Source organism: Sphingobacteriaceae bacterium (assembly GCA_002319075.1).
Lineage (GTDB): Bacteria > Bacteroidota > Bacteroidia > B-17B0 > Aurantibacillaceae > Aurantibacillus.
This window is the reverse complement of record NVQB01000001.1, coordinates 1,922,259-1,935,295: the sequence shown is the minus strand read 5'-3', so window position 1 is coordinate 1,935,295 and position 13,037 is coordinate 1,922,259. Positions and strand designations below refer to the sequence as shown.

Here is a 13,037-nt window from a genome sequence, read left to right as displayed (position 1 = left end):
TTAGACACTTAGCCAATAAGGACAGTTGGAACGCTTATTTTAGTTTACTTTCAACTAAATTGGTTCTACGTCCAATAATTTCTAAGTGATCGTGGCGCCTTAATTATTCGGCAAACACTAGCTAATACAGAAACCCCATTTTACCGTTTTGATAATCACGCATGGCTTCCAAAATTTCTGTTTGTGTATTCATCACAAAAGGTCCGTGTGTTACCAGGGGTTCATTAATTGGATCTGCAGCCATGATTAATAATTTTGCATTTTCATTGGCCTGCACTAAAATTTCGCCTTCTGTATTTTTAAAAAGAAGTAACTGGTGTTGCGCAGCAAAACGTTCTTCGTTGATTCTTAATTGTCCTTCTAAAACATAAATAGCAACGTTGTTAGTAGCAGGAAATTTTAGGTTGAAGTTGCTGCCTGCTTTCATACGCAACATAGCAGTGAAAACATCCGATTTGGCAGGACCTTTTTTTCCTTCATAGGTACCAGACACAATTCTGAATTCAACCCCTTCTTTTTCAACCAATACTATTTCGTCTTTGGTAATGGGTTGATAAGACGGCGGATCCATTTTATGAGCCTTTGGTGTATTGATCCACAGTTGAATGCCCTGAAATCTGCCGCCTTTTTCAGCAAACTCTTTTCCTATTTTTTCGCCATGAATGATCCCCCTCGCGGCGTTTATCCACTGTACTTCGTTGTCATTAATAACACGATCATTTCCTAACGAATCGGTGTGTTGCACTGCTCCTTCGTAAATAAAAGTAATAGGCGAAAAACCACGATGTGGGTGAGGCGGAACACTAAAATCATGTTCGTGAGGACCTTTTGTGTAATCAAAATGGTGTAATAGAATAAAAGGATCTACCTGCTCTAAACTATTAACCGGGAAAGCCTGACGTAAGGTTGTTGAGCCCATTTGAACCTCAGGTGCCATGATACTTGCTTTTACTTCTCTATAAGTTTTCATTGTATTTTTTCCTTTCTGATTCTTCACAAGATCTGTGAAAAATCGCTGTATAAAGGTACGTTGAGACAGAGAGGGCAGCCAATAAGGTAGATTAAGAAAGTTGAATTTACAATCGCTGCTTCACTGCTTCAAATAAAACAATGCCTGAGGCTACGGAAACATTTAGGGAGGCAATTTTTCCGATCATTGGAATTTTTACCTGCATGTCGCTGCGTTTTAAATATTCGTTGCTAATTCCATTCTCCTCGCTGCCCATAATAACTGCGGTAGGTTTTGTGAAATCAGCATCGTAAATAAGAGTGTCTGTTTTTTCGTGACAGGAAATGATTTGAAGACCTGCTTCTTTTAGAAATTCCAAAGTCACTTTTAAATTATCTTCTCTGCAAACTTTTAAACGGTGCAAAGCTCCGGCGCTTGTTTTAATAGCATCGCCATTTATCAGCGCGGCACCACGGCTTGGAATAATAATAAAATCTACACCGGCACATTCTGCTCCCCTGGCTATAGCGCCGAAATTTCGTACATCCGTAACTCTGTCAAGAATCAGAACTAGTGGTATTTTTCCTTTTTCAAAAACTGTTGACAAAAGCTCTTCTGCACTGTAATAGGTTATCTCCGTTAAATATGCCACTACACCCTGATGATTTTTATCGGTAATGCGTTTTAATTTTTCAGGAGGAACGATTTGAATTGGAACCGCCTGCCCCTTAAGGGCACTTCTTAACTGATGATATAGTTCGTTGGATAATCCTTTTTGAATATAAATCTTTTCAATGTCTTTTCCTGCTTCCACGGCTTCAATAACTGCGCGCGTGCCAAATATTAAATTCTCTTCTTCCATTAAAACAAAGTACATCAAATTTTAGCCATTAAACAAATAGAAAAAAATGCTTTTTTTTGTAACCATTTTAATAACCTTGAATTATAACGGCACAAACCCATAATATGAAGAAACTTATTCTTTTTATCAGCCTGATTTCATTTGGTTTTACAAAAAGCCAGGAAAAACAGAATGCCGCAACCGTTGGCGATTTTACGCACATAAGTTATTTAAGATGGACGTATCCATGGTTAGAGAACTTTACAGAAACAAAAAAACTCAAGCAGATAACATTTACGGAAGTTCTCAAAGGAAAACAAGAGGACGCGTTTTATTTTAATGAAAAGGGTTTAGTTACCAAAGCTGTGTATCGCACAAACAAATCTTATCTTCATGAGTATGCTTACGATGCAAAGGATAATTTAGTAGAAACCAAACACTTTAACCCTAAAAATAAGTTGATGTATTCACAGAGCTGGACTTACTACAATTCCAGGCAATTCAGTTCAGTAAAAAGTAGTAGTAAGGGCAGGCCCGAGCGGGAAACAATTTATTCTTACAACAAAGATTCTACACTAGCAAAAAATGAGAATTTTTATTTTGAAAAGGGTATTAAAAAATTAAAGTCGTACTATCTCTATTCTTATACTGAAGATAAAAAATTAGCGAGCGCCAGATTTTATAAAAAAGACAAATTAAAGTATACCTGGAACTATAGCTGTGACGAGCGGGGAAAGATCGCTAAGAAAGACACAACAACCATTTGCACGTCTGAAGGCTATGATAATAAAGGAAGAAAGATTGTTACGAAATATAATACCGGATCGGATAAGGAGGTTACTAAAAGGGTGAGTTATTATCATCAGACGACTGGTGAAGATGTACTAAGTGAATATCACATGTACAGCATAAAAAAAGGAGCCGAAGTACTTCTTTATTCTGTTCATGAGCCCGATAGCCTGGAGGCCTACAGAAGTTTTAAGATCTACGGCAAAAAGGGAAATCTCGTACATCAGGAAATTATCGGTTATTCGGTATACGGCAGCACGCGAAAACTTATAAAAAATAAAGAAACCCGGTATTTAGACAAAGCCGGTAAGAGCACTTACGCGCGCACGGAATCGTTTGATGATCGTGGTTTACCCCATTTTTGTTTGCAAACCGGCAAGAACAACAAAGAGTATGGTAAAATAGAGTATGTATTTTCCAAAGACACGGAATTTACAATCAACCATTACAAAAAATCGAAGCTTAAAAAGGTTTATAAGGCCTCGGTGTCCTATTATTGAAAGGATTTTACAGCTTTTTGTTAAGTCCCTCTTATCTCGTATCTTTAAGCCTAAATTTAGAAAGATGGATACGCTGTACCGTAAAGTTGAAGATGCGCTGGATACCATTCGTCCCTACCTGGAAGCAGATGGAGGCAATGTGGAAATTATTGAGATTACATCTGATCAGATATTGAGGATAGAATTAAAGGGTGCCTGCAAAACTTGTAACATGAGTCACATGACTATGAAATCAGGCATTGAAGAAACCATCAGGCGTGCCGTTCCAGAAATTAAAAGTATTATTTCCGTAAATTAATCCTCCTGCGGTCTTCCCTAGAGACGGCACATTCAGCATACAGAAGAATTATGAAATTAACGCAGAAACTGAGTCAAACTGAAAGAACTCTTTTTTCGATCGAAATTTTGCCACCATTAAAAGGTAAAAGTATTCAAAGTATTTACGACGGTATTGATCCTTTAATGGAATTTAACCCGGCATTTGTAGATGTAACTTATCATAGGGAAGAGTACATTTATAAAAAGCGCGAGGGCGGTTATCTTGAAAAAGTGAGTATTCGTAAGCGCCCCGGCACTGTTGGAATTTGTGCTGCGATTATGAATAAATACAATGTTGACGCGGTGCCTCATATAATTTGTGGTGGCTTCACGAAAGAAGAAACCGAAAATGCTTTGATAGATCTTCAGTTTTTAGGAATTGATAATGTTTTGGCATTACGTGGCGATAGCATAAAAACAGAAGCGTCGTTTGTGCCAGAACCGGGAGGGAACGAGTATGCACTGGATCTTGTAAAACAAATTGGAGAAATGAATAGAGGTCATTATATCGATAATGACATGACGGATGCAGCCCCTACTGATTTTTGTATTGGAGTTGCGGCCTATCCCGAAAAACATTTTGAAGCACCGAATATCATTACTGATTTAAAAAATCTGAAAGCGAAAGTAGATGCTGGTGCTGAATATGTGGTAACACAGATGTTTTTCGAAAATAAAAAATATTTTGAATTTGTAGCCCTGTGCAGAGAACACGGCATAACGGTTCCCATTATACCAGGATTAAAAATCTTAACCAGTAAAAAACAAATTACGGCACTTCCTAAAATTTTTCAGTGTGATATTCCCCAACCTTTTTATGAGGAGCTTGAAAAATGTACAGACGATAAACAAATTAAAGAAATAGGAGTAAAATGGTGTATTGAGCAAAGTAAAGAACTGGTAAAAGCCAATGTGCCTTGTTTACACTTTTATACCATGGGTGCTTCTGAAACCACTAAAGCTGTGGCTAAAGCAGTGTTCTGATCTGTTAATGACTTACAATTTTTATAGTGGTGAAGTGTTGCTTATCGACAAGCCCTACACCTGGAGCAGCTTTCAGGCGGTTAACAAACTCAAGCATGCTATTAAGAACCATCCTTCGTTTATGGTTGATGGACAAAAGATAAAACCTAAGATCGGTCATGCAGGTACGCTGGATCCCCTGGCTACAGGCTTATTGATTGTTTGTACGGGAAAAAAAACAAAAACCATCAACGACCTGATGGGAATGGAGAAAGAATACACAGGAACTTTTCTTTTAGGTGCCACAACTCCTTGTTATGATCTGGAGAAGCCGGTTGATCATACTTATCCCACAGAGCATATTACCACAGAAGCTATTCTCGAAACTGCAAAAAGTTTCATGGGTATTCAGCAGCAAGTGCCGCCATTATTCAGTGCGGTGATGGTAGATGGCAAACGCGCATACGAACTGGCACGGGCAGGTGTGGAGACGGAATTAAAATCCCGCGAAATTGAACTAAAAGAATTTGAAATAACCGCCATACGTTTTCCCGAAATAGATTTCCGAATTGTGTGTAGCAAAGGCACCTATATACGCAGCATAGCGCGTGATTTCGGTTTAGCTTTAAAAAGCGGTGCGCACCTCACTAACTTGTGCCGCACCCGTATAGGTTCTTTTAATTTAAAGGATGCTGTAACACCTCAAAAATTTTCTGACGATTTAGGATAAAAGCAATTTAAAAAAAAGGTCCAGCTCTATATGAACCGGACCTTTTTTTGTTTTTAGATTCTCAACTTATCTAACCAGGGTGATGGTTCCTTTCTTATCGTATTTAGAGCCATCGGTACCTGTTGCTTTTAGCGTATAAAGGTAAACGCCACTAGCAGCTTCTTTTCCGTAAAGGTTTTTTCCGTCCCAGGCAACATTTCCTGTTGAACTCTTGAGTTCGTAAACCGCATTTCCCCAACGATCGGTGATCATTATATCTATTGCTGAAAGATTGCTGGCTCTTAAAAAGAACAAGTCGTTACTGCCATCACCGTTAGGACTGAAAATGTTTGGTATTTCTAAAGTTGAAGGAATTTCCACTGAAATTCGCACCATACTGCTGTCAAGACACTCTCCTTTTCTTGCGTACATGGTAGTGGTATAAGTACCTGGCTGAGTATACACAACCGGCCCTACAACGTTTTGCGTCACGCTCGAAGCAGAAGTTGCATTTCCAAAGTTCCAGTAAGTTGTAATGTTTTCATTTGGTGTAAGCGTTGAAGAAGAGAAAGAAGTGTTTGTAAACGTAACAGCAAGTGGCGCATAGCCTGTAATAGGATCTGATACAAAGGCCGCTTGTAATGAGCCGCTTATTACTTCAACAACTGCGCTTGTGGAGCATCCATTGAGAGAGTTTGTAATGACGATACTGTATTGTCCTGATCTGTTAACAGAAAGTGTTTTTGAACCTGTAGAGCTAACTGTTGAACCTTGCACTGTTGTCCAGCTGTAAGTTAAGCCTGGTTGCGTAATAACATCAGGAAAAATAGGGCGCGCATTATCGCCGCAATCTAAAATGAAGGGATCTACCGTTCTTGTTACTTCCGGATAATCTCTGAAGTCATCTATTGTTTTTGTGCCAACGGCAAAACATCCATTGTTAAGATCGCGCGCAATTAGCGTGTATGTGCCGGGTGTTGCGGCTACATAGGTGGTTGTAAGCTGTTGCTCTTCTTGCGGACTAGGACCGTCCCAAGTGTAACCCTGAACAAATAAGGGATGCGGGAAAATTGCCGGGATGCTGCTTGTACTTTGATTTGTAAGTACCAGAGTAGGTGTGTTACAAGTAATGCTGCTGGCGCCTGAGATAAGTGGAACGGGAGGGAAGAGATTTTGTTCCATGGCAATGACGCTGGTGGATTTACAAGAGTTATTATCGTCAGTAATCGTTAGCGTGTAATTAGCTATTAACGTAGTGGTTACCGCTACTGAATTAGAGATTACCGCAATGGTGTTACTTGCCACATTTCCAGGATTACCCGGGAAAGACCACACAAAAGAAGTTGGCGTTGTATTTGTGCTAATACCCTCGAGTACAACGCTTGGAGTGTAGCAGGTAAGTCTTGTTAATGGCACATTGGCGCTAATATTTGGCCCAATGGTGTTTTGCAACACTGATACCTGCAATCTACTTTCACATAAATTGGTATTGTCTTTTGTTATCACTGTATAAGTTCCTGGTACGCTTACAGTATACGTTACCTGAATAGACGTAATATAATTTGTAGTTGCGTTAGGAGCTAAGAGTGTATACGATACAGAACCACCTGGTGTAGGTGCAGTTTGCGCATTTACAATATTAATAACAGCCAGGCTTTTTGAACTACAGCCTAAGGTAAAGTTTTGCGGACTCGTTACATTAAACGTAGGGAAGCCAGCGGTGGATGAAACCGTAAATTCTTTTGAAACCAAACAACCGTTTATGTTGTTAACGGTAACGTGTGTGTAGGTTCCCGGAAATCCTGGGACAAAAGTAGCAGGATTATTATTCATTGTTAAAGTTCCCCCGGAAGGCGCAATCCAATAATGACTGATATTTACAGAAGGGTTACTGGTTGCCGTTACGGTTATGATAGACGTGACTGAACAAGTAATGTTTTGTGTCAATGGCGTAACAGTAGAAGTTGAAGGAGTAATGTCCTGTGTGATTGCAAAGGTTTGGGTACCTGAGCAACCGGTACTTGGATCGGTCGCATTCACAGTCCAGCTGCCTGCCTGGCCAAGTGTAAATGTAGCTGAGCTGCCGGAGTAATTTCCTGTGAGTCCCAGCCATGTGTAAGAGTAGGTGGCCGGTGACGCACTTCTTGTAACCGAGGAATTAAAACAATTTATCATCGTTGGCCCGGTCAAACTAAAGGACACCGAAGTGGGGATAGGATTAATGGTAAAGCTGGTGTTGGTTTTACAGCCCCAGGGGAGAGAGGTAATAGTGGCGTTGTAAACTCCGGGCGTTATGCCAGTGGCTGACGTTTGAGTAACATTTGAAACAGCATTTGGAATAGGTTGCCAAAAGATAGCGTAGCTTGGAGTGCTTGCGGTTGGTATCCAGCTGAGGTTGAGATTAAACGCATTAAAGGTGCTCGAACAAACCGCCTGTGTAACACTTGGTATAACCTGAGGCGAAGGAGCAATACTAACTGTTGAAACTCCTGAATTTGTAACAATAGCATTAAAACCATTGGTGCCAGTAACGTATACAGAATATGAAGTAGTAGTAGAAGGCGATACGGTAAAGAAAGGTGAGCTTGAAACCGTTCCTCCGGGTTGAATAGAATAGGTAGGATTTAAAAGCGTATTAACATTCACAATACTAATAGTAGCCGTTTTGCCCAGGCACATGATTGTATTGGTAAAAAGCGGATTACAATTTAACTGGAAATCTATTTTAAAAACAGCTATATCATAACCACCGGAAAGTTTTGTGGGAGAGTAAGCGTTGGAAGTTGTTGGAAAGCTTGCACTACCTTCACAAATAGACTGGTAAACTACTCCCGTGGGATCGAAACGACTTGTGCCGCCATCTACGTGTTCACCACCCGGCCCAAAGAAAGTACCATACACGCAACTACTGGCGCCCGGCCCAAGTACCATAAGGTGAAAACCGCTTCCGGTAGTAGTAGCCTGAATAGCGCTTGTAGTAACTGTATAACCAGTGCAGCTTCCCCAGCCAGCCATGTATACATTCTGACAAAGGTCAACCATCAAGGCCGTTGGAGAAAAATTGTTTTTTGTTCCGTTTCCAAGCATGGTACTATAGATTAATGAACCTAAAGCTGGATTAATTTTTTGAAGAAAATTTAAACTATTGGGATTAGAATAAGTACCAAAACTTAAAGGAAAAGTACCCTGGCTAATACCATAAATATAGATGTCCCCAAAAACATCGATGTCTAAAAAGTAAATGATATCCGTGGAACCTGTGCCAATATAAGTTGAATTAACAAGACTGGTTCCGCTTGAATTTAAACGCGCAATAAAACCATCACTGGTTCCACCCTGGTAAGTAGAGGTTAGGGCTCCGGATACGATCGGAAAACCGCCTTCCGTAAGTCCAACAGCATAAACGTCACCGGCCTGGCTTAAGCGAAGACTACATCCCGTTTCCTCGCCGGTGCCACCTAAATAAGTCGCCCATGTTAATGAAGTCAGTGCACTGTTCATTTTTATAACTACTGCATCCTGATTACCATTATGAGTTACATCGTAAGCCCCGCTGCTCACAGGGAAATTGGTTGATGTAGTGGTGCCGGCAATGAACACATCACCTGCAGGGCCAACGATAATTTCACCTCTATAATTATCTCCATAATTAAAGTTAGTTGTTGCCCCCAGGTTGATACCATCGTCACCAGAACCACCGAGATAAGTAGACCCAAGCATCGATGTTCCGGTAGAATTAAATTTTGTAACGACCATATCATAAGATCCACCGTTAAATGAATTGTCATAGGCACCGCTGCTTACAGGGTAATTTGTACTGGTTGTACTTCCGTAAACATAAAGTTCTCCATTGCTATTTACAAACATGCTATGAGGGTAGTCGGCATCTGTACCTCCTACATAGGTAGCATACAGTAATGTAGTTCCTGTGGGATTTAACTTACTGATACAAATATCTGTATTCCCTCCAAAAGTGGATTGCGCTGCTCCACTTGTAACAGGATATCCGTTTCCAAATGCTCTTCCGCCTGTATAAATATTTCCGCTATTGTCATAGGTAGCACAGTGACCGTAATTGGAGGTAGTGGAGCCTGAATAAGTTGCAGCAACTAAAACAGGATCTATTATCAATTCGTAACGCTCGTCGTAGCCCTCAGGAAAACTGAAAACTACGGTTTGACCGTCTCTTAAAAGTTTGTATTCACACGCCACAGCTACTTCTTTTCCATCAATTTTTTGGTAAGCATAAGGAACACTTTCCACAACTTCTCCAACTGAAGTGAAAATACTCAAGTTCTTTCCGTGAATTTCAAGTTTGTTGACGCTGTTAAATTTTAATTGAATATCTGCCGCTTTAGCGCCTGCTCTAACAATGTAATCATATTTAAAATTATTCTCATGCTCGTAAGCTACAAGATCAATTCCTTCATAAAGATTTTTATAAGTAAGTTTTTTGTAAACAGAAACGTTTGACGCCCATTTAGAAGGATCGTTTCCTATATAATAGTTGTAATGAAAATCATTTACCTCGCTGCCTTGTAATTCTGTGTAAAGGCTGGAGTTTATAAAAACCATTTCAAAAGCATGCGACTTAAAAGTAGTGGCTTGTTTTTTATTTTTTGTATGTGAGTCTTCGTGTTGCTGATGTATTTCTTCAGAATTATAAAGGGTGTAAGTGAATTTGTTTTTTTCGAAAAACACGCGTTTCCCATCTCCAAGATCTGATTTAAACTGTACCTGGTTCGGCCACTGTCCTTTGTTTTCTTCAAATCCTATTTTACTTTTATAAGACGGAGTAGCAGGACTTTTAAAAGCCTTTGGGTTTTCAAATGGAGCGCTTGCCGTTCCAAGATTTGCCGTAAAAGGGTTTGTTGACTTAACAGTTTCGGATGGATTCCAGTTTCCAGACACCAGTGAAGAACTGGCAAATAAGAGAGCTAACAGGTACGCGGTTTTTTTCATAGGTTGTTGGATTTTCGAGCGAATTAAATTAAGTATTAAAAATCGTTAATACAAAAACTAAGCCGAATTTAACAGCCTCGTGAAACTATGAAAAACCAGAACTAAATATTGAGAAAATGCAGAAATTCGTTTAAACGATCGTCCATGCCTTTGTTAAAATCGCCGTTTTGAAAGCTGGCCTTTACAGAATAGTTGTAGCGGTTAAAGGTTTGCAAAATTCCGGAAAGGTCTTCACGGTTTACTTTAATGGTAACCTCCATCTTAGTGCTTTCAGGTTCTGAAGAAACGTGCAGACTTAGAATTTTGGTGTCGTTACTTTCAATAATGTTTCCAATTTGTGTGATGGAATAATCGTTTGGATTTAATTCAAGAACAATAACACCTCCGGGATTTTGTACTGACATCATCGTACTTAGATTCTGTACCATTCCTTTTAAGGTAATACATCCTTTGTACAATTCTTTTTCGTCTATAACCGGAATAAGTGTGAGATTTAAACTACTCATCAAACGCACCACATCGTAAGCGTGCTGGTAGTGATGGATAGCGGGGCGTGATAAATGCAATTTACTTACATTAATTTGCTCGTCTGGATGTTCGTAATCGAGCAAGTCTGTTTCAGAAACAACACCAATCAATTCCCTGTTATTTACCACAGCGAGATGTGAAACTTTAAATTGTTCCATCCAATCCAGCGCCACTTCTACAGTGTCCGTTACTTTTAACGGCGGGATCTCATCTGTTATTAAATCACCTGCTAACATTTAATTTTCTCAAAAGTAGTAAAATAATTAGCTTTACCTTGTAAAAACAAAACATAATTTTTGTTTAAAAGGATATGACTAAGTTAAGTGTAAACATCAATAAAATTGCTACTCTTCGTAATGCACGAGGTGGAAATATTCCTGATCTTGTAAAAGCGGCGATGGATCTCGAACGCTTTGGTGCTCAGGGAATCACGGTTCATCCACGCCCCGATGAAAGACATATTACCTACAAGGATGTTTACGATTTAAAACCAGTTTTAAAAACAGAATTTAATATAGAAGGCAATCCTAAAGAAAAAAAATTTGTAGATCTGGTTCTCGCTATAAAACCAGCACAGGTAACCCTGGTGCCCGATGTACAAGGACAAATAACCAGTGATCACGGTTGGGACACTGTTGCAAATAAAGACTACCTGAAAGAAATCATTTCAGTTTTTAAAGCGCAGGGAATCAGGACTTCTATTTTTGTAGACGCAAGTATAGAGATGGTAGAAGGGGCGAAGGAGACCGGAACTGATCGTATTGAATTATATACAGAAGAATACGCACGTTTGTTTTCTACAGAAAAAGAAAAAATCATCCTTCCTTTTATGAAGGCAGCGCAACGTGCATCTGAACTGGGTTTAGGGGTGAATGCCGGACACGATTTGAGTCTTGAAAATTTAAAATATTTTAAGGAAAATGTTCCCGGATTGTTAGAAGTTTCTATCGGTCACGCATTGATAAGTAATGCTTTGTATTTTGGATTAGAAAATACCGTTCAACTTTATTTGAAACAATTAAAATAATCTAAACGATCATTTCGTTTTCGAAATGATCTAAAAAAACTATATGAAATTAGCATTCAGAGAATTTGGCGAAGGGCCGCCGCTTGTTATATTACACGGATTATTCGGACAAAGCGATAATTGGAATACACATGCAAAAGGCTTTGCAGAAAAAGGCTTTCGTGTTTTTACTATAGATCAGCGCAATCATGGTTTATCGCCGCACAGCGATGAATGGACTTATGAAGCAATGGCGGAAGATCTTAAAGAGTTTATCGACGATCACCAATTAAAAGATCCCATCTTGCTGGGACATAGCATGGGTGGTAAAACGGTGATGTATTTTGAGTTGAAGTATGCAGGTATTGCTTCTAAAATTATTATAGCTGATATCTCCGCAAGGGCTTATCCCCCTCATCACCAGGATGTGTTAGCTGCATTAAACGCTGTAGATTTTTCTAAAATCAAAACACGTAAAGAAGCTGAGGCCATTTTGAACGAACACATCAAAGATTTTGGAACCAAACAATTTCTCCTGAAAAATATTTATTGGAAAGATAATAGCGAAGATCTTATGGATTGGCGCTTTAACTTAAAAGTTATTTCAGAAAAGTATGAAAATGTTTGTGTGGGTGTTCCTGAATTTGTAAGTGAAACAACAGCACTCATTGTTAAAGGGGAGTTGTCAAAATACATTAGTGATGAAGATAAAGATGATCTTAAAAAAAGATTCCCGCATTCAACTCTTGTTATCTTAAATGGAGCAGGGCATTGGGTACATGCAGAAAAACCAAAAGAGTTTTTTGAGACGGTTGTTCAGTTTACAACAACTTAAGTTCTTTTAGCAGGTCACCAACTTCCATGTTTTTTGGAAGCAGGTAGGCGTTAATCCCGCATTCACCCGCGCCTTTTACATGTTGTGCTGAATCATCAATAAAAACGGTTTCTTCAGGCACAAGATCATTTTCCTTTAATACCAATTCAAAAATTTCTTTGTCAGGTTTACGCATGCCCATTCTGCAGGAATAATAAACTTTATCGAAATAGTCGTTGAAATTTTTCACACCGTGTTCCAGGTACAGGTCATTTTCAAAAGCTGCAATATGTGGCTCGCAGGTGTTACTCAATAAATAGGTGTTGTAATTTTGTTTCATTTCTACGAGCAAATCCAGTCTTTTTTCCGGAACGTCCAACAACATAGCATTCCAGGCAAAGAGTAAATCTGCTTCCTGACCTTCATAGCGAATTTCTTTTCTGAGTTGCGAAAAAAACTCAAAATCGGAAATTAAACCTTTATCGAAACTGTTAAAGAGCTCGCTTTGTTTTGCCTGTGTGTAAACCTCTTCAAAAGGAATAGCGCTGATTTTATTAAACTCATGAATAGTAAGGCTTGTGTCAAGATTAATGATCACGCCGCCCAGATCGAAGATGATATTTTTAATTTCCCGCATTTATTTTGCAAATATGGGGTA

11 protein-coding genes are annotated in these 13,037 nt (G+C 39.2%); 6 read left to right on the top strand and 5 right to left on the bottom strand.

The features are described from left to right. Positions 1-121: 121 nt before the first annotated feature. Both CNR22_08530 and CNR22_08525 read right to left on the bottom strand, forming a co-directional pair. On the bottom strand, positions 122-997 hold the full coding sequence (locus CNR22_08530; protein ID PBQ31810.1) for a pirin: 876 nt from the start codon (positions 995-997) through the stop codon (positions 122-124). Between the two features lie 79 nt (positions 998-1,076). After that, a complete protein-coding gene (locus tag CNR22_08525; GenBank protein ID PBQ34857.1) occupies positions 1,077-1,811 on the bottom strand; it encodes a 23S rRNA (guanosine(2251)-2'-O)-methyltransferase RlmB in 735 nt (244 codons plus the stop codon). Between the two features lie 104 nt (positions 1,812-1,915). Between CNR22_08525 and CNR22_08520 the strand changes: the two genes are divergently transcribed. The 4 genes from CNR22_08520 to truB all read left to right on the top strand — a co-directional run bounded on the left by CNR22_08520 (position 1,916) and on the right by truB (position 5,090). Then, a complete protein-coding gene (locus CNR22_08520) occupies positions 1,916-3,079 on the top strand; it encodes a hypothetical protein (protein ID PBQ31809.1) in 1,164 nt (387 codons plus the stop codon). Positions 3,080-3,143: 64 nt separating this feature from the next. Next, complete coding sequence (locus CNR22_08515) at positions 3,144-3,377, top strand: hypothetical protein (GenBank protein PBQ31808.1); 234 nt, start codon at positions 3,144-3,146, stop codon at positions 3,375-3,377. A 50-nt stretch (positions 3,378-3,427) separates the two neighbouring features. Next, positions 3,428-4,381, top strand: a complete 954-nt coding sequence (gene metF, locus CNR22_08510; protein ID PBQ31807.1) for a methylenetetrahydrofolate reductase [NAD(P)H] — start codon at positions 3,428-3,430, stop codon at positions 4,379-4,381. Positions 4,382-4,388: 7 nt separating this feature from the next. Beyond that, the gene (gene truB / locus CNR22_08505; protein PBQ31806.1) at positions 4,389-5,090 is read left to right on the top strand and encodes a tRNA pseudouridine(55) synthase TruB; all 702 of its coding nucleotides are present in this window, start codon (positions 4,389-4,391) and stop codon (positions 5,088-5,090) included. Between the two features lie 66 nt (positions 5,091-5,156). On the opposite strand, the gene CNR22_08500 is transcribed toward truB, so the two are convergent. Together CNR22_08500 and CNR22_08495 are read right to left on the bottom strand one after the other, a co-directional pair. Next, positions 5,157-10,031: a hypothetical protein gene (locus CNR22_08500; GenBank protein ID PBQ31805.1), complete on the bottom strand. Its 4,875-nt coding sequence runs from the start codon at positions 10,029-10,031 to the stop codon at positions 5,157-5,159. A gap of 101 nt (positions 10,032-10,132) precedes the next feature. Further along, the gene (locus tag CNR22_08495; GenBank protein PBQ31804.1) at positions 10,133-10,795 is read right to left on the bottom strand and encodes a CBS domain-containing protein; all 663 of its coding nucleotides are present in this window, start codon (positions 10,793-10,795) and stop codon (positions 10,133-10,135) included. A gap of 74 nt (positions 10,796-10,869) precedes the next feature. Between CNR22_08495 and CNR22_08490 the strand changes: the two genes are divergently transcribed. Next, the gene (locus tag CNR22_08490; protein ID PBQ31803.1) at positions 10,870-11,586 is read left to right on the top strand and encodes a pyridoxine 5'-phosphate synthase; all 717 of its coding nucleotides are present in this window, start codon (positions 10,870-10,872) and stop codon (positions 11,584-11,586) included. A 43-nt stretch (positions 11,587-11,629) separates the two neighbouring features. Further along, on the top strand, positions 11,630-12,400 hold the full coding sequence (locus CNR22_08485) for an alpha/beta hydrolase (protein ID PBQ31802.1): 771 nt from the start codon (positions 11,630-11,632) through the stop codon (positions 12,398-12,400). On the opposite strand, the gene CNR22_08480 is transcribed toward CNR22_08485, so the two are convergent. Beyond that, complete coding sequence (locus CNR22_08480; GenBank protein PBQ31801.1) at positions 12,387-13,016, bottom strand: haloacid dehalogenase; 630 nt, start codon at positions 13,014-13,016, stop codon at positions 12,387-12,389. The genes CNR22_08485 and CNR22_08480 overlap by 14 nt on opposite strands. Between the last annotated feature and the right edge of the window lie 21 nt (positions 13,017-13,037).